Origin of the sequence: Verrucosispora sp. WMMA2044, from assembly GCF_027497155.1 — a bacterium.
In the GTDB taxonomy this organism is placed as follows: domain Bacteria; phylum Actinomycetota; class Actinomycetes; order Mycobacteriales; family Micromonosporaceae; genus Micromonospora; species Micromonospora palythoicola.
Window position 1 is genome coordinate 3,277,625 of record NZ_CP114913.1, and the last position, 22,779, is coordinate 3,300,403.

The 22,779-nt window shown below is 72.3% G+C and carries 21 protein-coding genes; 3 read left to right on the top strand and 18 right to left on the bottom strand.

Features of this window, described 5'->3' with window-relative positions; translation table 11 throughout:
• Positions 1-334: 334 nt before the first annotated feature.
• A complete protein-coding gene (gene aroQ, locus O3597_RS14850; protein ID WP_281604542.1) occupies positions 335-775 on the bottom strand; it encodes a type II 3-dehydroquinate dehydratase in 441 nt (146 codons plus the stop codon).
• 121 nt (positions 776-896) lie between these two features.
• A complete protein-coding gene (gene aroB / locus O3597_RS14855) occupies positions 897-1,973 on the bottom strand; it encodes a 3-dehydroquinate synthase (RefSeq protein ID WP_281601506.1) in 1,077 nt (358 codons plus the stop codon).
• A gap of 133 nt (positions 1,974-2,106) precedes the next feature.
• On the opposite strand from aroB, the gene O3597_RS14860 reads away from it, so the two are divergent.
• Both O3597_RS14860 and O3597_RS14865 read left to right on the top strand, forming a co-directional pair.
• Positions 2,107-2,655, top strand: a complete 549-nt coding sequence (locus O3597_RS14860; protein WP_164445176.1) for a DUF2243 domain-containing protein — start codon at positions 2,107-2,109, stop codon at positions 2,653-2,655.
• Positions 2,652-3,467 (top strand): cytochrome c oxidase assembly protein, encoded by an 816-nt coding sequence (locus O3597_RS14865; protein WP_281601507.1) that lies wholly within the window; start codon positions 2,652-2,654, stop codon positions 3,465-3,467. The genes O3597_RS14860 and O3597_RS14865 overlap by 4 nt, the downstream gene beginning before the upstream one ends.
• Positions 3,468-3,512: 45 nt before the next feature.
• Here the strand turns inward: O3597_RS14865 and O3597_RS14870 are convergent, their stop codons facing one another.
• The 14 genes from O3597_RS14870 to O3597_RS14935 all read right to left on the bottom strand — a co-directional run bounded on the left by O3597_RS14870 (position 3,513) and on the right by O3597_RS14935 (position 19,724).
• The gene (locus tag O3597_RS14870; protein ID WP_281601508.1) at positions 3,513-4,028 is read right to left on the bottom strand and encodes a shikimate kinase; all 516 of its coding nucleotides are present in this window, start codon (positions 4,026-4,028) and stop codon (positions 3,513-3,515) included.
• Positions 4,025-5,203, bottom strand: a complete 1,179-nt coding sequence (aroC, locus tag O3597_RS14875; RefSeq protein ID WP_281604543.1) for a chorismate synthase — start codon at positions 5,201-5,203, stop codon at positions 4,025-4,027. Before aroC ends, O3597_RS14870 begins: the two co-directional genes overlap by 4 nt.
• Before the next feature lie 87 nt (positions 5,204-5,290).
• Positions 5,291-6,211: a glycosyltransferase family 2 protein gene (locus O3597_RS14880; RefSeq protein ID WP_281601509.1), complete on the bottom strand. Its 921-nt coding sequence runs from the start codon at positions 6,209-6,211 to the stop codon at positions 5,291-5,293.
• Positions 6,208-6,774 carry a glycosyltransferase gene (locus tag O3597_RS14885; protein WP_281604544.1) on the bottom strand — a complete coding sequence of 189 codons (567 nt, stop codon included), beginning with the start codon at positions 6,772-6,774 and terminating at the stop codon, positions 6,208-6,210. Before O3597_RS14885 ends, O3597_RS14880 begins: the two co-directional genes overlap by 4 nt.
• Positions 6,775-6,893: 119 nt before the next feature.
• The gene (locus O3597_RS14890) at positions 6,894-7,376 is read right to left on the bottom strand and encodes a UDP-N-acetylglucosamine--LPS N-acetylglucosamine transferase (protein ID WP_164445179.1); all 483 of its coding nucleotides are present in this window, start codon (positions 7,374-7,376) and stop codon (positions 6,894-6,896) included.
• A gap of 32 nt (positions 7,377-7,408) precedes the next feature.
• Positions 7,409-8,659, bottom strand: a complete 1,251-nt coding sequence (locus O3597_RS14895) for a hypothetical protein (RefSeq protein ID WP_281601510.1) — start codon at positions 8,657-8,659, stop codon at positions 7,409-7,411.
• Positions 8,656-9,558 (bottom strand): sulfotransferase domain-containing protein, encoded by a 903-nt coding sequence (locus tag O3597_RS14900; protein ID WP_164445180.1) that lies wholly within the window; start codon positions 9,556-9,558, stop codon positions 8,656-8,658. Before O3597_RS14900 ends, O3597_RS14895 begins: the two co-directional genes overlap by 4 nt.
• A gap of 7 nt (positions 9,559-9,565) precedes the next feature.
• Positions 9,566-11,089, bottom strand: coding sequence for a lipopolysaccharide biosynthesis protein (locus O3597_RS14905; RefSeq protein WP_281604545.1), 1,524 nt, complete (start codon positions 11,087-11,089; stop codon positions 9,566-9,568).
• Positions 11,090-11,160: 71 nt separating this feature from the next.
• A complete protein-coding gene (locus tag O3597_RS14910; protein WP_235944391.1) occupies positions 11,161-12,396 on the bottom strand; it encodes an O-antigen ligase family protein in 1,236 nt (411 codons plus the stop codon).
• A 114-nt stretch (positions 12,397-12,510) separates the two neighbouring features.
• Positions 12,511-14,112 carry a lipopolysaccharide biosynthesis protein gene (locus O3597_RS14915; RefSeq protein WP_281601511.1) on the bottom strand — a complete coding sequence of 534 codons (1,602 nt, stop codon included), beginning with the start codon at positions 14,110-14,112 and terminating at the stop codon, positions 12,511-12,513.
• Positions 14,105-14,647, bottom strand: coding sequence for an acyltransferase (locus O3597_RS14920; RefSeq protein ID WP_164445181.1), 543 nt, complete (start codon positions 14,645-14,647; stop codon positions 14,105-14,107). The genes O3597_RS14915 and O3597_RS14920 overlap by 8 nt, the downstream gene beginning before the upstream one ends.
• A gap of 93 nt (positions 14,648-14,740) precedes the next feature.
• On the bottom strand, positions 14,741-16,741 hold the full coding sequence (locus O3597_RS14925) for a hypothetical protein (RefSeq protein WP_281601512.1): 2,001 nt from the start codon (positions 16,739-16,741) through the stop codon (positions 14,741-14,743).
• Positions 16,742-16,910: 169 nt separating this feature from the next.
• The gene (locus O3597_RS14930; protein WP_281601513.1) at positions 16,911-18,617 is read right to left on the bottom strand and encodes a glycosyl hydrolase; all 1,707 of its coding nucleotides are present in this window, start codon (positions 18,615-18,617) and stop codon (positions 16,911-16,913) included.
• 183 nt (positions 18,618-18,800) lie between these two features.
• Entirely contained in the window at positions 18,801-19,724 is a 924-nt protein-coding gene (locus tag O3597_RS14935) for a shikimate dehydrogenase (RefSeq protein WP_281601514.1), read from the bottom strand.
• 45 nt (positions 19,725-19,769) lie between these two features.
• Between O3597_RS14935 and O3597_RS14940 the strand changes: the two genes are divergently transcribed.
• The gene (locus O3597_RS14940) at positions 19,770-21,035 is read left to right on the top strand and encodes an endo-1,4-beta-xylanase (RefSeq protein WP_281601515.1); all 1,266 of its coding nucleotides are present in this window, start codon (positions 19,770-19,772) and stop codon (positions 21,033-21,035) included.
• Positions 21,036-21,114: 79 nt separating this feature from the next.
• Here O3597_RS14940 and mltG read toward each other — a convergent pair whose 3' ends face one another.
• Positions 21,115-22,311, bottom strand: a complete 1,197-nt coding sequence (gene mltG / locus O3597_RS14945) for an endolytic transglycosylase MltG (RefSeq protein WP_281601516.1) — start codon at positions 22,309-22,311, stop codon at positions 21,115-21,117.
• Positions 22,308-22,769: a Holliday junction resolvase RuvX gene (gene ruvX, locus O3597_RS14950; protein WP_164445186.1), complete on the bottom strand. Its 462-nt coding sequence runs from the start codon at positions 22,767-22,769 to the stop codon at positions 22,308-22,310. Before ruvX ends, mltG begins: the two co-directional genes overlap by 4 nt.
• Between the last annotated feature and the right edge of the window lie 10 nt (positions 22,770-22,779).

Consider the following 22,779-nt stretch of genomic DNA (forward strand, 5'->3'; position numbering starts at 1 on the left):
GCCTGGCACAGTCAGTAATGCTCCGCCCCGCACCCCCACTACCAGTCGGCCCCTTTGCTCTGCTTCAACCCACGCAACAGTCACCTTCCGTGACAGCAACGCCTCACATCGTCGCTCCACCGCGTCAGGAAGGTGCTGGTCAGCCGCTAGTGCGTGGGTTGAAGCAGAGCAAAGGACGCGAGGGGGAGTTGGGCGGGGGCGGCGGCTCGTCACCGAGGGTATGCGACACCGAACGTAGTGGGGTGGTGAGCATGAGGCGTCGGGAAGGTGTCAGCGCGGGCTGGGCGCGAAGCGGAGCGCACGCCAGCCGGGCCGGACTCAGGCCAGGCCGGACTCAGGCGGGCTGGTCGCGGCGGTTGGCCAGGTGGTGCAGGGCGAGACGGTAGCCATCGACGCCCAGCCCGCAGATCACGCCGGTCGCCACCGCCGAGACGACCGAGTGGTGTCGGAACTCCTCGCGGGCGTGGATGTTGGAGATGTGCACCTCCACCAGCGGCCCACGAAGCATCGCGCAGGCGTCCCGCACCGCGATCGAGTAGTGCGACCAGGCCGCCGGGTTGAGCACCACGGCGGCACCCTCGTCGGCGGCGGCGTGCAGCCAACCGAGCAACTCGTGCTCGGCGTCGGTCTGCCGCACGACGACGTCCAGGCCCAGGTCCCGGCCGGTCGTCTCGCACAGCTTCACCAGGTCGGCATAGCTGGTCACCCCGTACACGTCGACCTGGCGGGTGCCCAGCCGGCCCAGGTTCGGCCCGTTGAGCACGTACACCCGCATGGTCATCGAGCCGTCCTCCGTTCGCGACTGCGGGGCTCGCAAACCCGGCTCACTCCTCGCGCTCACCGAACCCCCTCCGTTCGCGACTGCGGGGCTCGCAAACCCGGCTCACTCCTCGCGCTCACCGGGACACCGCGGCGTAGGCGGCGTGCAGCAGGTCGTCGTCCGGGCCGTCGAGGATCGCCGGGCGGGCCAACTCGTCGAGCACCACGAAGCGCAGCCGGCTGCCCCGGGCCTTCTTGTCGACCCGCATGGTGGCCAGCAGGCGGGGCCACGCGTCGGCGTGGTAGCCGGTCGGCAGGTCGAGCGCTGTCAGCACGGCACGGTGCCGCGCCGCGGTGGCCGCGTCCAACCGGCCGGCGAGGCGGGCCAGCTCGGCGGCGTACACCAGGCCGACCGACACCGCGTGACCATGCCGCCAGCGGTACCCCTCGACCTTCTCGATCGCGTGGGCCAGCGTGTGCCCGTAGTTGAGCACCTCCCGTACGCCCGACTCACGCAGGTCTCCCGCGACCACGTCGGCCTTGACCCGGATGGCCCGCTCGATCAGCTCCCGGGTGACCGGCCCGGCCGGGTCGGTCGCGGCGGCCGGGTCGGCCTCGACCAGGTCGAGGATGGCCGGGTCGGCGATGAAGCCGCACTTGACCACCTCGGCCAGGCCGGCGGCCAGGTCGGCCGACGGGAGGCTGTCCAGCGTGGCGAGGTCGGCCAGCACACCGACCGGCGGGTGGAAGGCACCGACGAGGTTCTTGCCGGCGGCGGTGTTGATCCCGGTCTTGCCGCCGACCGCCGCGTCGACCATGCCGAGCAACGAGGTGGCCACCGGCACCCAGCGCACCCCGCGCAGCCAGCACGCCGCCACGAACCCCGCCAGGTCGGTGACGGCACCACCACCGAGGCCGACCACCGCGTCGGTACGGGTGAACCCCGCCTCGCCGAGCCGGTCCCAGCACTGCGCCGCCACGTCGACATGCTTGCCGGCCTCGGCGTCGGGTACCTCGATCAGCAGGGGTGTCACCCCGGCCGCCGCCAGGTTGGCGCCGACCGCGTCGGCCAGTTCCTTCAGCGGCGGCGTGTGCAGCACCGCCGCCCGGGTGGCGTCGGGCAGCAGACCGGGCAGCGCACCGAGCAGGTCGCGGCCGACCAGCACGTCGTACGGTCGGTCGCCGCCGACCGGGATCCGGGTCACCTCGTCCATCGCCGGGAGCCTAGCCCACCCACCACCGATCCGACCCGCGCCGCCACCGGGGTGCCCGAGGGGTGGAACAACGTTTAGCGATCCGCACAGCGGGCACGGGCAGCCGGGGGGTCACGGGCGAGAGGGAGTCGACATGAGCGGGCGGACGATCGACGGTGCGGACATCCGGCTGCCCGCCACCATCCTCGGCTTCGGCCTCGGCGGCTTCGTCGACGGCATCCTGCTGCACCAGGTCTTCCAGTGGCACCACATGCTCAGCAGCACCGGCAGCGACAACATCGGGGTGCGCGAGTACCCGGTGGACACCGTCGCGGGGCTGGAGATGAACACCGTCTGGGACGGCCTGTTCCACGTGGTGGCCTGGGTGGCCGTACTCACCGGGCTCGCGATGCTCTACTCGCGGGTGACCCGCTCCCGCGGCCGGCTGTGGCGTTCGCCCATGCTGTGGGGCTGGGCGCTGATCGGGTGGGGGCTATTCAACCTGATCGAAGGCGTCATCGACCACCACATCCTGGGCATCCACCACGTCCGCGCGGGCGAACACCAACTCTGGTGGGATCTCGGCTTCCTCGCGTTGGGCGTGGTGCTGATCGTCGTCGGCTGGCTCGTGCAGCGCCGCGCCACCGCCGTCGACGCCGGTGCCGACGAGCGGCGGACGCGGACCCGGGGCCGACCGGGGTGAGCCCGCCGCTGGTGGTGGGCCCGGCCCTGGTCTCGGCGCACGGCACCGAGCACGGCACCACGGTCGGCCCGGCACTTCTCGTACCGCTGCTGGCCGGCTGGCTCTACCTGGCCGCCGCACTGCGGCAACGCGCCCCCGACCGGGCCGGCTGGAGCCACTGGCGCACGGCCGCCTTCGCCGGCGGGTGCGCCCTGCTCGCCATCGCTCTGCTGGTGCCGACCGACGACTTCGCCGGACACATGTGGCAGCATCTGCTGCTCGGCATGCTGGCACCGCTGGGGCTGGTGCTCGGCGCACCCGGCATCCTGGCCCTGCGCTGCCTCGACCGGCGGGCCGGGCGGGCGGCACTGCGGGTGCTGGGCCGGCCGGCGCTGCGACCGCTGACCCACCCGGTCACCGGGCTGCTGCTCACCGCCGGCGGGGTGTGGCTGCTCTACCTCACCCCGCTGTACCGGGCCACCCTCGACAGCGCGGCCCTGCACGACCTGGTCAACCTGCACTTCCTGCTCAGCGGGCTGCTGTTCACCTGGTCGATCGCCGGCCCGGAACCCTACCCGCACCGGGCCCGGGTGCCGGTCCGGCTGGTGGTGCTCGGCGCGGCGGTGGTCGCCCACGCCAGCCTCGCCCAACTGATGTACGCGGGCATGCTGGTCGACGTGCCGGCGACCACGGAGCACCTGCGCGCCGGCGCGACGGTGATGTACTACGGTGGCGACCTCGCCGAGATCCTGCTCGCCCTGGCCCTGCTGACCACCTGGCGTCCCGGGCCACATCGCCAGACGGTCGGCACCGCCGTCACCGTCGGCTCCTGATCTCTGCGGCCCGCGCGCAACCGCAGACGTCGCCCGGCCCCGGCGCTACGGCTTCAGCAGGGGGATGATCTCGGCGACGATCTCCTCGGGGGTGCGGCCGTCGGTGACGACCGTGGCGGTGGCGACCTCGGCGTACAGCGGTCGGCGTTGGTCCATCAGGTGTTTGAGGGTGGCCCGGGGGTTGATCGCCAGCAGCGGCCGGCCGACGCCGAGACCGACCCGCTTCACCGCGTCCGGCAGTTCGACGGAGAGGTGCACCACCCGGTGACCGACGAGCGCGGCCCGGTTCTCCTCGGCCAGCACCGCGCCGCCGCCGAGGGCGAGCACCCCGGAGCAGGAGGCCAGCGCCGCGGCCAGGGCCGCCCGTTCGAGGGTACGGAAGTGCTCCTCCCCCTCGTCGACGAAGATCTCCGGGATCGGCTTGCCGGCGAGGCGCTCGATGTCGGCATCGGTGTCCCGGAACTCGACGCCGAGCGCCTCCGCCAGGCCCTGCCCGATCGTGGTCTTGCCGGAACCGGGCGCGCCGACCAGCACGCAGACCGGCCGGGTCGGAGCGGTCACCGGATCACCAGCGCGTCGAGGTAACCGGCCAGGTTACGGCGCATCTCGGCGACCGAGTCACCACCGAACTTCTCCACCGCCGCCTCCGCCAGCACCAGCGCCACCATCGCCTCGGCGACCACGGCGGCAGCCGGTACCGCGCAGACGTCGGAGCGCTGGTTGATGGCGGTGGCCGGCTCACCGGTCGTCACGTCCACCGTGGCCAGCGCCCGGTTCAGCGAGGAGATCGGCTTCATCGCCGCCTTCACCCGCAGCGGCTCGCCGGTGGTGATGCCGCCCTCGAGGCCGCCGGCCCGGTCGGTGACCCGGCGTACGCCGGTGGCGGTGGGCACGATCTCGTCGTGCGCCTCGGAGCCCCGGGACCGGGCCTGCTGCCAGCCGTCGCCGATCTCCACACCCTTGATCGCCTGAATCGACATCAGCGCGGTGGCCAGCCGGGCGTCGAGCTTGCGGTCCCACTGCACGTGGCTGCCCAGACCGGGCGGTACGCCGTACGCCAGCACCTCCACGACGCCGCCGAGGGTGTCGGCGGCCTTCTTCGCGGCGTCGACCTCGGCGACCATCCGGGCGCTGGCCTCCGCGTCGAGGCAGCGCAGCGGGTCGGCGTCGATCCGCTCGGCGTCCTCCGGCCGGGGTCGCAGCCCCGGCTTGACGGCGACCGGGCCCAGCTCGACCACGTGCGAGACGATCTCGATGCCGAGGGCCTGACGCACCAGCGCCTTGGCCACCGTGCCGACGGCGACCCGGGCGGCGGTCTCCCGCGCGCTGGCCCGCTCCAGGATCGGCCGGGCGTCGGTGTGGCCGTACTTCTGCATGCCGGCCAGGTCGGCGTGGCCGGGCCGGGGCCGGGTCAGCGGCGCGTTGCGCGACTGCCGGGCCAGCTCGTCCGGGTCGACCGGGTCGGCGGCCATCACGGTGCGCCACTTGGGCCACTCGGAGTTGCCGACCCGGACGGCGACCGGGCTGCCCAGGGTGACGCCGTGCCGCAGGCCGCCGATGATCTCGATCTCGTCCTGCTCGAAGGCCATCCGGGCACCCCGGCCGTAGCCGAGCCGGCGGCGGGCCAGCTCCCCGACAATGTCGGTGGAGGTCACCTCGACACCGGCCGGCACCCCCTCCAGCAACGCGACGAGAGCGGGTCCGTGCGATTCCCCTGCGGTCAACCAACGCAACACAGCCATGAGTCTGTCACGCCCGGAGCCCGGCACCCCGCGCCGCCCGTCGCGTCCCGCCCTCCGGACGCGACAGGCGGGGCAGGCGGGTCAGATGCCTCGGCCGCGTCGGTGCAGGGTGCGCAGCACCGTGTCGGCGCGGACCACCCGCCCGGCGACCGCCAGGGCCAGGTAGGCCCGGGGTTCGCGTGGGTTGCGCCGGATGGTCCGCCGGGCCCAGCGCACCGCCCCCCGGGAGTCGCCCGACGCCGCGCGGGCGAAGGCGATCTGCCCGGTGACCCGGGCCTGCCCCGCCGGTTGGCTGGCGAACTCGGGATAGCGGTCCAGCAGCCACTGCAACGCCTCGGAGATGGTGTCCCACCGCTGGGCGAAGTAGGACCGCTTGTGCCAGCGCACCACCACGTACGGAGTGCGCAGGTTGACCAGCGGGGCGCTGCGGGCGGCCCGGAGCAGGAACTCGTAGTCCTCGGCGTAGCTGCCCGGAATCTCCTCGTCGACGAGCCCGAACCCGTCCCGCAGCGCCGACGCCCGGATGACGAAGGTCGACGGGTGCAGCTCGGTCATCCGGTCCCGCAGCAGCTCGGCCAGGCTGATCGAGTCGCGGTCCAGCACCCGCTCGACGGTGTGCCCGTCGTAGCTGACCCGGATTCCGCAGCTGACGAACTCGGCGCCGGGCACCGCGTTCAGGGCGTCGACCTGGGCGCGCAGCTTGCCGGGCAGCCACTCGTCGTCGTCGTCGCAGAAGGCGACCAGCTCACCGGTGGCGGCCAGGGTGCCGGTGTTGCGGGCGCCGGCCAGGCCCGGGGTCCGCGAGTTGGTGACCACCCGCACCGGCCGGTTCGGAGCCGAGAGCTCGGCCAGGGAGGCGTCCGGTTCGGACTGGTCGTACACCACGACCACCTCGACCGCAGCCGGGTAGTCCTGCGCGACGATGGCCCGTACCGCGGCCCGCAGCAGCTCGGGTCGGTCGCGGGTGGGCACCACCGCGCTCACGCTCGGGTACTGGGTCACGGCTTCCGCCTTCCGTTCGGGCCGCGCCACGGCCGCCACCAGGGTCGGTGCTGCCGCTGCGCGGCGGCCACCAGGTCCTCCACGATCACTCCCACCCGCCGCACCGCGGCCCGCCGCCCGTCGGCCGCATCGGCGTCCACGGCGACGGTGAACCGGGCCCGGTCGGCGAGACCGGTGGCCAGCGTGTCCAGCAGCTCCTGCCGGGACTCGCAGAGCGCCACCAGGCCGGCCGCGCCGAGTCGGCGGGCGAACAACAGCTGATGGTCGTCGACGTGCTCGCCACGGGTCGGGTCGCGGGGCACCACGATCGGCAGGTGTCCGTGCCGGCGGGCCTCCAGGATGGTGGCCGGGCCACCGTGGCAGACCACCAGGTCGGCCCGGGCCATCGCCGCCTGCAACTCGGCGTGACCGAGGAACGGCACCGCGTCGGGCAGGTCGGCGGCCCGGGTGTGTCCGTGCTGCACGGTCAGCCGAACCTCGCCGGCGATCTCGTCGTGCCAGTGGCGCAGCCAGTCGACCAGCCGGTCGAACGGATGCTTGTCGGTGCCGACGGCCACCAGCACCTGTGGCCGGCCGTCGGTGCGCGCCTCGCGGGGCTCCGGTACGCGTACCGTCGGCTCGTCGGGAGTAGGGCGGGGCCGCAGCGGCGTGACGCGGTGCCCGTCGCCGGGCGCGTCGCCGCTCACAGCAGCGTCCCCACGACGGTGGCCTCCGGGTACTGGCGGCGCTGCTCCTCCCACTGCACGAGCATCGCCGACAGGAACGGTCGGCACAGCCGGGCGGTCAGCGTCGGTGTGTCGATCCGGTCGTAGACCTCGATGTAGACGGTCGGGATGCGGCGCAGCCGGGCCAGCACGACGAACGGCACCGCCACGCCCGCGCCGGTGGTGACCACCGCGGCGACCCGCCGTCGCCGCAACACCCGGACGGCCAACCACGCGTTGCGCAGCAGGTTGCCCAGGTGACGGGTGGTGGGATGGTACGCCGGAACGACGTCCTCCCCGGCCAGCAGCGACAGCGCCTCCGGCGTGTCGAAGGTGACCCAGCAGCGCCGCCAGGTCTCGTACCAGGGCCGCAGCGCCAGCAACTGCGCCAGGTGCCCTCCGCTCGACCCGACCAGCAGCAACACCGGCTGCTGATCGGCTCCCAGTTTGGTGTTGTCCACGCGACTCCCCACAAGTCCGCTTGACGTGTCGGTCAGCTGTGTCGGTTCGAAATGGTGTCCAGCAGGGCGGGATGCAGCGCCGGGTTCCAGCCGGCACCGGCGTCGGCCAGCCGCCAGGTCCGCAACCACATCTCCAGCAGGTAGGCATCGGCCACCAGCCGCTGCCCGGCCCGGTCCAGCCTTAGCGCGTCGCCGTGCCGGTCCAGCCAGGTGTCGACCTGCCGGGCCGCCGCAGCGGCCGGTTCGCCGCGCGCCACGAGCGCCCGCTGGAACGCGTCGTGGGTCAGGTCGAACCCGACGGGCACCTCCGGCCCGCTGTGCTCCCAGTCCCAGGCGATGAGTTCTCCCTCGTGCCGGCCGAGGTTCCACGGCACCCAGTCGCCGTGCCAGTGGCCGAACTCGACGGCGACGTCACCGTGCCGGCGGGCCAGGTCGGCGACGGCGGCCGACGCACGCTCGCCGACGGTGTCCGCGGCCCGCCGCGCCTGCTCGGTCAGGCGGGCCAGGAACGGTGAGCCGGCCAGCGGCCGGGCCGGCGCCGGCGGGCGACCACGCCGGGCCACCGCGAGCAGCGCCGTCAGGTCGGGCGGCGCGTCGATGGACAGCCCCCGGATCCGCGCCGGCAGCGGCTCGACCACCGCCACCGCCTGCCCGGCCCAGGCGAACTCGGTGAGCAGGCGCGTGGTGCCGGGGTGCCCGGCCGTCCCGGCCAGGCCGGCGACCTCCCGCAGCGCCGCGGCCTCGGCGGTGACCAGCGCCCGCGTGGCGTCGTTCCAGCCGATCTTCGCGTACCCGCGCGGTTCGCCCCGGTCGTCGAACAGTTGCAGCGTCGGCTTGTGGTTCGGATCCGGCGGACGCACCCCGAAGGCCGCGTGCACCGGTGTGCCGAGTTCGGCACCGACCCGCGCGGCGAGCAGCACCTCCGCCGGATCGAGCCCGACCGGCACCGCCACGGTCAGCACCGGAAAGGGCGCCCGGTCCACCGCGCCGGCCCGCGCCGCCACACCGAGCACCGCCCGCGCCGCGCGCAGCTTCGCCGGGCGCAGAGCGTTGTACGACAGCAGCGCCGCCGCCGCGACCCGGGGGCGACCCAACGGCAGCAGGAAGCGGGCCCGGGCCACCGACGGCACCACCGCGTACCGGACCACGACGGTGTGCCCGGCCGGTGGCTCGGCGTCCACGGTCACCGCGATCCGGGCGTCGGAGAAGACCGCCCGGGTGACCCAGCCCAGCCCGTCGTCCCGGCTGCGCGGATCGCCCGTGGTGGTGGCCGAGGCGGTCACGCGACCCGGTCCGGCCAGTCGAGCCGCAACCCCAGCCGCTGCCGCAACGCCTCGTTGTGCGGGCGGTAGTACGCGGTCAGCTCGGCACGCAGCGCCGGCTCCAGGGGCGCGGACCGCCGGTCGTTGTAGACCTTGAAGTTGGGCAGGTCGAACGGGGGCAGGCCGAGGAAGTCCAGGGTGCGCCGGTAGGTCGCCCGCGCGTCGGCGTACAGCTCCTCGCTGGGCAGGAAGAGGAGCTGGCCGCGGTCGAAGCGCTCCAGCCACGGTTGCAGATGCTCCAGGTACCGGCCCCGCGCCCGGTAGGTGTACCAGTCGTAGGGCTCGCTGAAGTGGTTGGGTTCGGCGATCAGCCGTTCCCGCTCCCCCGCCGTGCGCTCCTCCTCGGCGGCCAGCGCGGCAGCGAAGTCCAGCGGCTCCACGCCGTTGGTCCGCCGTTCCTTCCAGTGCGAGTAGGCCCGTTCCACCGGGTCGCGCAGCAGCACGATCAGTCGCACCGAGGGCATCAGCGCACTGACCCGCTCGGCGGCCAGCGGATGGAACATGTACAGCGGGGCGGCCTCACCGACGCGGACCGGACCGTCGTGGCGGTTCTCCAGTGCCTCCCGCTGCCGCTGGGTCGGGAAGTGCGAGCGGTACCACGCCTCCCCGCGACTCCAGTGCTCCTCGAAGTAGTGCGAGGACTTCGTGTTCCAGGCGGGAAAGAGCCGGGGTACCAGCGGATGCTGGATCAGGTAGTTCCACAGTGAGGTGGTGCCGCCGCGTTTGGTGCCGATGATGAGGAAGTCCGGCAACGGCCGCCGGTCGCTGGTGCGTACCCCGTAGTCGACGAGGCTTTCCCGTACCCGGTTCGTCACCTGGGTCGGCACCAACTGCTTCACCCGGTCCCTAATGGACGACACGACGAATTCACCTGCCCTTCGATGTCCGTGGCGGGGCGCCGGCCGGCGCCTGGCCACGGATCTGCACCATGGTCACCCGGATGCCGCGCCGCACCCGGGACAACGTCAACAAGCCGACGCACACGGTGGCGAGCGTGGCCACCGCGAGCAGCAGTCCGGCGATGTCGCGGCCCGCCACCGCCAGGCCGGCCACCGCCGCCAACCCGACCCCCGCCACGGTGGTCGCCGCCGCGGCGAGCATCCGGGCGTCGACCAGGGGTTGGCGCACCACCAGCCGGGCGAAGGTGGCCGCGCAGAGGTTCTCGGTCACGATGCCGGCGGCCCACGCCACCGCCGCCCCGGTCGCCCCGTGGGCGGGGATCAGCGCCATCCCGCCGCCGACGGTGACGAGCAGTCCGGCCAGTGCCGCGGCCAGGTGCAGGCCGCTGCGCCCGCCCATCAGCAGCAGACTCTGCACGTTGCCGACCCCGGTGTTGACGAGCATCGCCAGGGCCAGCACCGTCATCGCGGCGGCGCCGGCGGTGAACTCCGGGCCGAACAGCGCCAGGAAGGCCGGTGCGAAGACGGCGAGCAGCAGGTACACCGGCCAGGAGAGCACCAGGCCCCAGCCGGTCAGCTGCCGGTGCACCGCGGCGGCGGCGACCCGCTCGCCCCGACCGAGCAGCCGCGACAGTTGCGGGGCGGTGGCCACCCGCAGCCCCTGCATGGCGAGTTGGCCGGCGAGGACGTAGCGGCCGACGGCACCGAAGACACCGGCGTCGGCCGGGCCGGCCAGGGCCGAGGTGAGCAACACACCGATCCACATGCTGCCCGCGTCGATCGCCGCCGAGGCGGCGCGGGGCAGCGCGAACCGCCAGAACGTGGCCCAGTCGCCGGGCCGCGGACGCAGCCGGGCGCCGGCGCCGATCCCGAGCGGCCCGGCGACCAGGATCAGGCACACCAGCAGTGCCATGGCGGCGGGCACCAGCCAGCCGGTCATCCCCGCCAGCAGCCCGCCACCGGCGAGCACCGCCGCGCCGACGAGCAGTGGACGGGCGACCGGCAGCAGCAGGAACTGGACCGCGACGTAGGACCGCATCGGGCGGACGCAGCGCACGACCGCCAGCAGCAGGTTCATCGCGACCACCACGGGCACCGCCGCGAAGGTCACCACCAGCAGCGGCCCGCCCGCCGGGCCCAGCAGCCGACCCGCGAGCGGCCCGGCCACCCACGCGCCGCCCACCGCCACCAGCACGGCCACCAGCAACGGTGGGATCATGGCGACCGGCAGCGCCCGGGCACCGTCCCCGGCGGCACCGGCCCGTCGGCGCGGCAACGCCCAGATCAGACCGGTCTCCGCGCCGAGGGTGCAGATCGCGGCGGCGACGGTCACCACGCCGATGGCGGCGAAGAACGCGCCCGCCCCGGTGGTGCCGTAGCCGCGGGTGATGACCACCGCGAGCACGAAGCCGAACAGACCACTTGTCGCCGCGCCGAGCAGCCCGGCCACCCCGCTGCGGGTGCTGCGCCGGGTCTCGGCCGCCCCGTCCACCGCCGCCGTGGCGGCGACGGCGCCGGCCGTACGCGCGGGATCCTCGCCCGTCGGTGGGCTGGTGGTCGCCGTCACGCCGGCACCACCGCCGCCCGCCGCGACGACCCACCCGGTGCGGTACGGCGTTCCCGTTCGCAGAGCGCGAACGCGAAGGCCACCGCGAAGAAGGCCACCGCGAGGTTCTGGTTGGCCATCCCGTAGAAGGGCACCTGTACCAGACAGATCAGCGGGACGACGGAGAGCCACTGCCCCGCCGCCGAGGTGGCCCGGGCGCAGCTCAGCGCGGCGGCGACGAACCAGCCCAGAAAGCAGAGCAGGGCCGGTACGCCGTGGCTGAACAACACCATCCACAACTGACCCTGGGTGCCGATCGGCGCGTCGGCGGTGACGGTGTCCACCTCCATCGGCGCGCCGTAGCCCAGCCAGGGCGAGTCACCCACCCGGCGCAGCACCTCGGCGTAGAGCGAGAGCCGGTCGGTGTTGGTGTCGCTGGACTCGACCCGATTGCCGATCAGCTCGGCGACCGGGATGAACAGGCTGGCGATGCCGCCGAGTACCACCATCCCACCGATGGAGGCGGCCACCCGGATGTTGCCGCGCAGCGCCGCCCGCACTCCGAGCACGGCGAGCCCGACGCCGAGGCTGAGGAACATCGCCCGGTTGAGCGTGAGGAACGCCGGGACCAGCGACACCGGCAACGACGCCAGCAGCGCCCAGCGCAGCAGGCCGCGCCGCCGCATCATGGTGTACGCGACCACGCACGGCAACGTCATCGCGTACGCGCTGCCGTAGTTGTTGGTGTACGCGTACGGAGCCGCCGGGCGGTAGATCGGGTTGAGCGACCGGGTGCTGTACTCCGCGGTGCTCAGGTGGACCATGTCGCTGATGAACGGCACCCCGGACACGCCCGGCGGCAGCAGCGCCTCGACCGGGGTGGCCAGTTCCAGGCGCGGCACCAGCACGCCCAGCCAGCCCAGCGCGACAAGCGCGAACCAGAACGCGCACAGCGGCACCAGCACGGCGGCCTGATCGGGACGCTCCCGGGCGACGGTGTAGACGTAGACCGCGACGACGAGCGCGGTGAGGTAGAACGCCAGCCGCAGCACGAAGGTGGGCAGCGAGGTCGGCGCCGCCAGTCGGGTCGCGCTGACCACCACGAGGGCCACGAAAAGCAGCCAGATCCCCGTGGCGGGGGGCAGCGGCACCCGGCCCCGGGTGGCCAGCAAGGTGAACAGCAGGGCACCCAGTAGCGGCCAACCGAGGTAGAAGGCGCCGGCCACCCACCAGAGCGGCACCAGCCCGAACATCGCCACCAACGGCCACAGCGGCAGTCGGGGCGGCGCGGCGGACGGGGGGCGGGTAGCGGCGCTGGCCGGTAGGGGCGGCTCGGTGGTCGCCGGGGCGCGGGTCAGCGGCACGCCTCAGCTCCGCCCGCTGCGGCACAGCACGAAGCCCAGCGGGTTGACCCCGGCCGCCCGCAGCCGCTCGGCGAGCCGGCGCAGGTCGGCCTGACGGGTGCGGTCGCGTTCGACCACGACCACGGCGGTCCCCTGCCGGGCCGCCGCCACACCCCGCTCGTCGGCCTCGGCCGGCGGGGCGTTGTACAGCACCAGACGCTGGTCGGCACCCTGCCGCCAGGTGCCGAACCGCACGCTGCCGGCGCCCACCACCACCTGCTCGTCGCCGGTGGCCCGTCCGTTCTCGCTACTGCTGACGGTCTTCGCGACGCGGGGCAGGGTGAGCGTGGCTTCCGGGTCGGTCGAGGGTCGGGCGCCGACCGGATGCGGGGAGGGACGTCGGGTGATCACCTCGGTCGGACCGTCGTCGGTGTCCGTGCCGGCGGTGCGGGGCTTGGGCACGGCGGGTCGGGTCGGGTCGATGGCCGCCGGCAACCGGCCCCGGTCGGTGAGCACCGTGGCCCGCAGCCGATCGATCCGGCCGCTGTCGTCGGCCACGAACACCTCCCGCCCGGCGACGGCGAGGGCGACCGCGAGCCCGGCGGTGATCGCGGTGGCGTCCTCCCGGGCGGTCACCACGGCGACCCGGGCGGGTTGGCGTACCCGCTCGGCGACGGCCATCGCCACGTAGCGGATGTCGGCGTCGACCGCCCGGCCGCGTAGCCGGGCGCGGCGGACGGTGCCCAGCAGCGGCAGGCCGGTGCTGTCCCGCGCATCGGCCACGCTGCGGATGCGCCGGTCCGCCGACTCCCACAGGAAGGCGAGCACCAGACCGATCACGGTCCCACCGAGCAGCCCACCGGCGAGCAGCAACGACGAACTGCCGGAGGTGGTGGCCAACTCCTGCTCGGCGCTACGGGTGACCCAGCCCGGGTTCACGTCGACCGCGGCGATCTCCGTGCGGGCGGAGCTGAGCTGGGTGAGCTGGTTGTTGATGCCGCCGAGTTCGGCGACCGCCGCCTCCGCGGCGGCGGCGTCCCGGGCGTTGTTGATCCTGCGCTGCACGGTGTTGCGCTGGGCGACGATCTTCTCGATGCTCTCGTCGTACGAGTTCAGCATCTCCTCGCGCTGCTTCTCGTACATCCCACGCCGGATGTCCAGATAGCTCTGCGCGGCCAGGTTGGCGCCGGCCACCGCCCGTTCGGCGTCGCCGGCCCGATAGAGGAAGCGTAGGATCTGACCGCCGGCGGGCACCTCGACCTCGAGGGCGTCGCGCACCGTGCGCTGGTCCGAGTCGAACGTCGCGGCGAGCTTCCCGACGACCTCGGTGCCGGTGGCGATCCCGCTCTCCACGTTCATGTTCACCGCCCGGTCGGCGGCGGCGCCGCTGGGCGTGAAGGCGTCGGTGACCACCGGCCGGACCGCGACCACCGCGCTCGCCGTCACCGTGGCCGGCGCCACCAGCACGTAGCCGACCGCGGCGAGCAGTCCACCGAGGGCCACCGCCGCGACCAACCGGATCCGGTGCAGCGGCACCCGCATCACGTCGGTGATGGTGACGCTGCGGGACGTCGGGGCGCTGGCTGGACCGTCGCCGGTCCAGGCGCTGGGCGCGACATCAGTCATGGAACTTCTTCGCTATCTGTTGTGGATTGCCGATCACCACGACTCCGGGCGGCACGTCGGTGCGGACCACCGTCGCGGCACCCACGACGCTGTCCCGGCCGATCCGCACCCCCTTCATGACCAAGGCGTGCGCACCGATCCACACGTTGTCCTCGACGGTGATCGGCGCTCGGCTGGCCGGCGTGGGCGGGTCGTGACGGCGCTGCGGGTCCAGGTTGTGGAAGTCGTTGTCGAGCAGTTCGCAGTCCGACAGCAGGCACCGGTCGCCGATGGTCACCGAGGTCCAGGTGCCGATCCAGGTCGCGTTGAGCAGGCAGTCGGCGCCCACCCGCACCTCGCCGGGCCCGGCGAAGCGGACCAGTTTGTTCAACCGGGTGTGCTCGCCGATGCTGACCCGCACGCCGCGGCGCAGCCGGATCCGGCCACGGATCTCCACCCCCGCCCCCAGCCGCAGGCGCGGATAGCGCAGCCGATACCAGCCGCGCTTGGCCGCGAAGACGATACGCACGACGAGTCCACGTCGGATGCCGGACAACGAGCCTCCCCACCTTCCTCGGGTCGGCGGCGGGAGACCCGACGCCGACCCGAGGTAAACAAACTACCGAGGATTCGTTACGAACGGTGAACGCTACGGCACCGAAAAGAACATCGAGGCGGTCGACCAGGTCAGTTCCGGCGTCGCCTCGGCGACGAGCGTCGACCCCGCACCGTTGACCGCGGCGGTGGGCGCCAGGGTCGGGTCGAACGCCACGCTGCGCAGCGATCCGTTTGTCGCCCCGTAGACGATCCGACCGTCCACCCAGGCCATGCCGCGTACCGCCGACCAGGTCACACCCGTGGTGGGCAGGACGAACTCGGTGGCACCCAGGTAGTTGCCGTCGATCTCGAAGTAGCGGTAGTAGAGGTTGTTGGCACCGCTGCGGGTGTAGTACAGCCGACCGTCGAGGTAGAACGCACCCGTCAGCAGGGCCGGGTTGTACCAGTCGTTGTAGCCGGACGCTTCCCACGACCCACCGATCGTGGAGCCGTTGAACAGCGAGACGTCGATCCGGCTGCCGGTCGGCGTCCCGGCGACCACGTGGGACCAGTAGATCCGGTCGTCCACCAGCCAGGTCGCGCCCGCGTCGGTGTAGTTCGGCTGGCTGACGACGGTGGCGTTGGCGGTGTCCAGGGTGGTGCTGTCGAACGGCACCCTCGCCACCTGACCGGGACCGACGTTCAGGTGCAGGTGGCCACTGCTGCCCGTCGGCGGGTTCTTCGGGATGATCGTGCGCCCGCCGCTGATCGGGAAGACACCGAGTCGACCGTGGTACTCGTTGCCCATGCCGTCGGAGTTGTGTCCGAAGTAGAGGCCGGCGCTGCCGCGCCACAGCACGGGCACCGACGATCCCCAGGAGCTGGCGCCGGAGGGCAGGTCGGACCCGCCGCTGCGGCGGGGGTTCCAGTTCACCGGCATGCCGGTGGCCGGGGTGACCGCGCCGATGCCCAGCCGGTCGATGGCCCCGTTGCCGGCGCGGTCACTGGCGTTCGGGTTGTTCAGCCAACGGAAGTGCCCGCCGAGGTAGATGATGTTGTCGGCCACCTCGACGGAGGTGATGGTGTCGTTGCCGGTGAAGTTCACCCAGGTGGCGACCTGGTTGGGCCCCCGGTGCGCGGTCTCGAAGCGGACCAGGGCGTCGCAGTAGGCGCTCGGCCAGCCCGACCCGCCGTTGGTGCCGACGACGAACCAGGTGCCGTCGCCGCCGAAGCGTACGTCCTGCACGTAGTGCACGAAGGTCGTCGGGTTGGCGCACGGCGCGACGAACCGCTCCGAACTCCAGTCGATGACGCTCGGTGTGCCCGTCACGTCGATCAGCGCGATCTGGTTGCGCGGCAGGTCGTTGACGTAGAGGAAGTTGCCGCCGACGACGAGGGTGCCGCCGTCCGGGGAGACGTCGATGGTCCAGGCGTACATGCTGGTGCCGTGCCGGCCGACGGTCGTGTTGATGTCGAAGGTCGGATCGATCTCTCCGGTCGTCGCGTCCAACCGGCCGAGCCCGGAGTGCGCGGTGCCGTTGAGCCAGTTGAAGGCCCCGGCCACGTAGAGCCAGTTGCCGTGCAGCACCAGGTCACGCACGGTGCCGCCGTCGGAGCGACCGACCCAGCTGTCGATCATCATGCCGGTGGACGGCTCGAGCGCCACCAGGTTCCGGCGGGACACCCCGTTGACGTTCTTGAAGGCGCCGCCGACGATCAGCGTGCCGCCGGGGCCGGCGATGAGTGAGTTGACCGCACCGTCGAGCACCGGCAGGAAGGTCGTCGAGATCGTCCCGGTGGTCCGGTCGTACGCGAACAGGTAGCTGCGGGCGATCCAGGCCGACGTGGCCGTCTGGCGGATCTGCGTGAAGCTGCCTCCGACGTAGACCGTGTTGCCGATCTCGGCGAAGGCGCGAGCCTCACCGTTGCGGGCGTGTGGAGTCTGGTCGGCCGGATCGGTCGAGACCAGGGTGGCCGGCTCGGGTGCCGGTACCACGGCCGCGGAAGCCGCGGTGGGCACGGTCAGTACGGCCGCGACCGTCACCAACGCGACGGCCGCGGCCCGGAGTCGATGCCGACGGGTGGAACGCCACGACAAGGAGTATGTGGGCACGCTGCGCCTCCAGAGTGGACGAGAATGCACGTAGCGTGCCCGCTCCACGCTGGAGGGCGGCATCCGCCGATTGGACGGACGGTGGATCAGGAAACGGACAACCTCGCCCACCGTCGGATTTCCGACAGTCGCTGTGGCGGCCCGTTGTCCTGACTCGGCTCAGCCCGGTTCAGCGGCTCCCTCCCGTCGGCTGCCGCAGGTAGCTGTCCCGTCCCGCGGCGGCGAATCCGGCCACCGCGGCCGCGTCCTGGTTCATCATCATGTTGCAGGTGCTCGTCGTCTTCGTCATGCCCGCCGAGTTGAAGTAGATCGCCGCCTTGATCTTCGGGTGGGCCTTCAGCGCCGCCGGGAACTCCTCGAACCAGCGCCGCTTCGCGTTCGGGTCGGCGGCGTTCATGTTGGTGCCGAACTCGGCGAGCATCCGCGGCTTGCCCGCACCGATGCCGTTGTCGTCGAGCCAGCGGTAGAAGGAGCCGATGGTGGTGCTGGGGCTCTTCCAGACGGTGCTGCCGTTGCAGACGTGGAAGTTGTACGGGTCCCAGGCCACCCAGTCGACGTAGTGGTCACCGGGATAGAGCCCCGCGTACCGGTCGTAGTGGCCGGACCAGCCCATCATCGTCCAGACCCAGACGGCGTTGTCGGCCTTGGCGTCGGCGAACCGGTCGTGCACGTAGCGCCAGGCCCGGACGAAGTCGGCGTCGCTGCCCTTGGCCGGCTCGTCCTCCGGCTCGTGGTCGAACCCGATGAAGACCGGCTGGCCGATCGCCCGGATCCGGCCGGCGACCGCGTCGATCGTCGCGTCGTACCGTCCGCTGTAGACGTCCTTCCAGGTCAACACCGTACCCGAGGAGAAGACCCGGCTCTCCCAGGCGAAGAACATGAGCCGCCCGTCGCGCATCTGCTGCTGCTGGAACTCGTCCGGGAAGGCGCCGTTGCTGCCGGTGTTGGAGAAGTCGTGGTAGCGGTGGACGACGTCGAACTTCCGCCCGACCTGCTTCTCCACGTCGGTGATCGCCTTGCCGTGATCCCAGCCGGCGGCGGCGTTCGTCGGCGAGTACATCCCCCACCAGGCGCCGCAGCCGGGGACCAGCTTCGCCGAGACCGTTCCGCACTTGCCCGGATCCGCAGGCGGCGGCGAGGTGGGGCTGGGCCGGGCGGGCGACGGTCGCGCGCTCGGCGAGACGGTCGGTGAGGCCGGCGGGCGGCTGGCGGTGGCCGTCGGCGTCGGTGCGACGCTGGGCGAGGCGGACGGCGGCCGGGCACCCACGCCGTCGTAGCTGATCGCCAGGCGCGGGCGCAGATCGGCGTTGCGGTTCTCGCCGGAGGCCCAGTAGATGCGGCTGTCCAACCCGGCCTGCGCCAGCGACAGCGTCCAGATGCCGTTGCCGGTGACCAGACCCGAGACGTCCCACTCGTTGAAGCCCTTGGCGACGCCACTGACCGTGTCCAGCGCCGCGCCCACCGGGGCCGGCATCGGGCGGGCGGCGCGGGCGTCGAGGCGGGACTCGTGCGCGGTCACCGTCGCCTGGAACTTCTGCCAGGCGTGCACCCGCAGCGTGGCCCGTACGTTCACCGCGTTCGCCGGCAGCGAGGTGACCAGGAAGGTCAGCACCGCCTCACGGGCGCCGCGCGGGTTGCCGTCGCAGGGCGCGGGGCAGGTCGCCAGCGTCGTCTTGACGCTGTTGTCGCCGTCCTGCGGCACCGCCGTGGCGGTGGTGTCGGCCACCACGGCGATCGACAGGTCGTCATCGGCGAGCAGCGGCACCATCGTCGCGCCGAGCCCCAGCACCACAGTGGTGCCGATGACGCCGAGCATCACGGCCTTACGCCGGCCGCCGCGATGTGGAATCAAGCGGTGCAGTCCGCGACTGGTCACGGATACTCCTAGTGTCTTCGACGATAACGCTGAGCAGCGTATCCGCGTACACAACGGAGCGTGCGGATGACGGCAGGACCTAAGCGCGTCTTAAACCTCACCTAAGACACCCCTGCCCTCCCATCTAGTTGATAATGACGTTGGCGGCAGGATCAGAGATCAACTACGCCGCTAACCTCATGGTCAACAGGGTGACCGGGCGGCGGTGAGGGCGGCGGCCATCGCGGGGCGGGGGGCGGGTGTGTCGGTGAACTGCTCGAACTGGCCGATCGCCTGGGCCAGCAGCAGGTCGAGGCCGGAGACGATCCGGCAGCCGGCGGCTTCGGCGGCGGCGGCCAGCGGGGTCGGCCACGGGTCGTAGATCGCGTCGAAGACCACCGTGCCGGCCCGCCAGGGCACCCTGTCGGCCAGCTCGTCGGCGGCCCCCTTCGGCACGGTCGAGATCAGCACATCGACACCGGCCAGCCCCGACGCCTCGGAAGGCGGCAGTTCCGGCCACGGTGCGCCGGTCATCACCACGCCCAGGGCAGCGGCGACCGGTTCCAGTTCGGCGAGCGCCGCCGGGCGGCGGGCGATCACGGTCACCCCGGCCGCGTGCAGCCGGGCCGCCGCCGCGAGGGCGGCCCGGGCGGTACCGCCCGCGCCGAGCACGGTGACGGTGGCACCGGGGCGTACGCCCGCGTCGGTCAGCACCTCGACCATGCCGGTGACGTCGGTGTTGTCGGCGTACCAGGAGCCGTCGGGACGGCGTACCAACGTGTTGGCCGCACCCACCGCGGCGGCGACCGGCGAGACCTCGGCGGCCACCGTGAGCGCCGCCTCCTTGCCCGGCATGGTCACCGACAGCCCGGCCCACTCCGGGCCCAGGCCGGCGACCAGGGCCGGCAGTTCCGCCGCCGCGCACTCGATCCGGGTGTACGACCACCCGGTCAACCCGGCGGCCGCGTACCCGGCATTGTGGATCACCGGGGAGAGCGAGTGGGCGATCGGCTTGCCGAGCACCGCCGCCCGGTGCACCACCGCCCCGTGCCCCGACACCTCGGATGCCGACGCCTCGGGCCCCGACGCCTCAGATGCCGACGCCGCCCGCCCTGACTCAGCCACCATCGCTCCTCGTTACCGGCAGGCACACCTGTCGCCTAGCATCCAACAATGTCTGACAGCAGTCTGCGGCATCGCAAGGGCGAGATCACCCTCACCGTCCGAGGCCCCGACGGGCAGCCGCTCGCCGACCAGGTGGTGACGGTCGCGCAGGAGCGGCATGCCTTCGCCTTCGGCAACATCGGCTTCGACTTCGTCGACCTGGTCGGCGGCCCCGGCCCGGAGGAGACCACGGGCGTCGAGAGCTTCGGCGGGGACAGCCGGCTGGACCTCGACCGGCTCGGCGAGCTGTGGCTCGACGTGTTCAACACCGCGACGCTGCCGTTCTACTGGGGTCGCTACGAGCCACGGCGCGGCGCGCCCGACACCGAGCGTCTCACCGCCACCGCGCGGTGGCTGGCCGAGCGCGGCGTCACCGTCAAGGGCCACCCGCTGGTCTGGCACACCGTACAGCCGTCGTGGCTGCTCGGTAAGGACCTCGACGAGGTCGAGCGGCTGCTGCGGGCCCGCGTCCGCGACCTGGCCGGCGGCTTCGCCGGCCTCATCGACACCTGGGACGCGATCAACGAGGCGGTGATCATGCCTGTCTTCGCCAACGGCGACAACGCGATCACCCCGCTGGCTCGGGCGCGCGGGCGCATCCACCTGGTGCGGTTGGCGTTCGAGGAGGCCCGCGCGGCCAACCCGGCGGCCACCCTGGTGCTCAACGACTTCGACCTCAGCTCGGCGTACGAATGTCTCATCGAGGGCGTCCTCGAAGCCGGCGTACGCGTCGACGCGATCGGCCTGCAGACCCACATGCACCAGGGGTACCGGGGTGAGGAGTACATGCGGCAGATGCTCGACCGGTTCGCCCGGTACGGGCTGCCGCTGCACCTGACCGAGACCACGCTGGTCTCCGGGCACCTCATGCCGCCCGAGATCGAGGACCTCAACGACTACCAGATCCCGCACTGGCCGAGCACGCCCGAGGGCGAGGCCCGGCAGGCCGAGGAGGTCGAGCGGCACTACCGGTCGCTGCTCGCCCACCCGGCGGTCCAGTCGATCAACTACTGGGGGCTCACCGACCGGGGTGCCTGGCTCGGCGCGCCGGCCGGACTGGTCCGCACCGACGGCAGCCCGAAGCCGGCGTACGACGCCCTGAAAGCGTTGGTCAAGGGCGAGTGGTGGCTGTCGCCGACGGACCTGCGCACCGGATCGGACGGCACCGTCACCGTCACCGGCTTCCTCGGCGACTACACCGTCACCGCCGCGGACCGCGCCGCCTGCTTCACCATCGACGCTCCCGACACCACCGCGACGGTCGACCTGTCCTGACCACGGCACCGCCGGCACCCGCCAGCGTGCGGAGACGGTGCGGGCCCGAGCCACTGCCACCCGCCCGGGCGGGCCGGCCTCAGAGGACGCCGGCCTCCTTGGCCTTCTCGATGTTCGCCAGGTGCTTGTTGTAGTCGTCGGTGAAGGCCGAGTTGCCCTCCTTGTCGATCGCCACGAAGAAGAGCCAGTCGCCGGTCGGCGGGTCCATCGCCCCCTCCAGGGCCTCCTTGCCCGGATTGTTGATCGGGGTGGGAACCATGCCCCGGAGCTTGCGGTTGTACGGGTTCTTCGGGTTGTCGAGGTCGCTCGCCGTCATCTGCCCGGAGGTCTTCGCCTCCTGGCCGGTCAGTTCGAAGTAGTAGTTGACCGTGACGTCCATCTCCAGGCAGCCGCAGTCGAAGGTCTGCGAGTAGACCCGGTTGTAGGCGACCCGGGCGACCTTGCCGAGATCCTTCTTGGTGCCAGCCTCGGCCTGGGCCAGCGACGCCACGATCAGCGCCTCGTACGGGCTGATCCCGCCACGCTCCTTCTGCACCCGGTCGGCGAACTCCATCTCACCGGTGACGGTGAGGAAGTGGTCGACCATCTGCCCGAGGATCTCCTCGGCGGTGGCGTCCGGCGGGATCTCGTAGGTGTCCGGGAAGAGGAACCCCTCGATCGACTTCTTGGGCTTCTTGCCGTCCGTCCGCTTGAACCACCAGTCCGGTACGCCCAGCTTCTCCGGGTCCTTCGCGGCGGCCTCGAACTCCTTGACCGGGATCTCGGTGTGGTCGCTGAGCAGCTTGAAGATGTTCTTCGCGGTACGCCCCTCGGGGATGGTGAGCCCGTTGACCACCCGGTTCTTCGGGTCGAGCATCGCGGTCAGGGCCAGTTCACCGCTCATCTGCTTGCGCAGCTTGTAGGTGCCGGGCTGGATGTTGCGGCTGCGGGAGTTCTCGTCAGCCGCCTCGATGAACGCCTTGGTGCTCTTGATCACACCGGCGTCGTACAGTGCCACGGCCATGTCGGCGAGGAACGCGCCCTGCGGGATCTGGACGGTCACCTCCTCGGTGCCGCCGCCATCGTAGTCCGGGGTGACGAAGCGGCTCTGGATCCGGTCGAAGCCGTAGAAGGCGCCTCCGCCGATGGTGCCGAGCAGCACCACGGCCAGCAGCAGGGCCAGGACGGTCTTGCCCCGCCCGCCACCGGACTTGCCGCCCTTGCGGCGGCCCCGGCGGTGCTTGCCCTTCTCCCCCCGCTCCTGCTCGTCGAACCCGAGGTCCAGATCGTCCATCATTGCGTCCGCCTCCGCTGCGCATCCAGCCAGCTCTGCAGAATTTCCACCGCGGCGGCCTGGTCGACCACCGCCCGTTGTCGCTTTCCTCGGACACCGCGCTCGGCAAGCCTACGACTCGCCACGACCGTGGACATCCTCTCGTCGGTGAGCGTCACCGGGACAGGACTTATCACACCGGCCAGTTGACGAGCGTACGCCTTCACGTGCTCCGCCGCCGGGCCATGTCTGCCGGCGAGGTTGACCGGAAGGCCCACCACCACCTCGACGGCCTCGTGCTCGGCGACCAGCGCGGCGAGCTCGGCGAGGTCCGACGGTACCGCATCTGACCTGGGGTTCTGCTCACGTGCGAGGGTGACCAGCGGGGTGGCCAGAATGCCGTGCGGATCGGACCGGGAAACCCCGATCCGGACCTGCCCGACGTCCACTCCCAGCCGCACCCCACGGGGCGAGTCGCTCACGCCGTGTCAC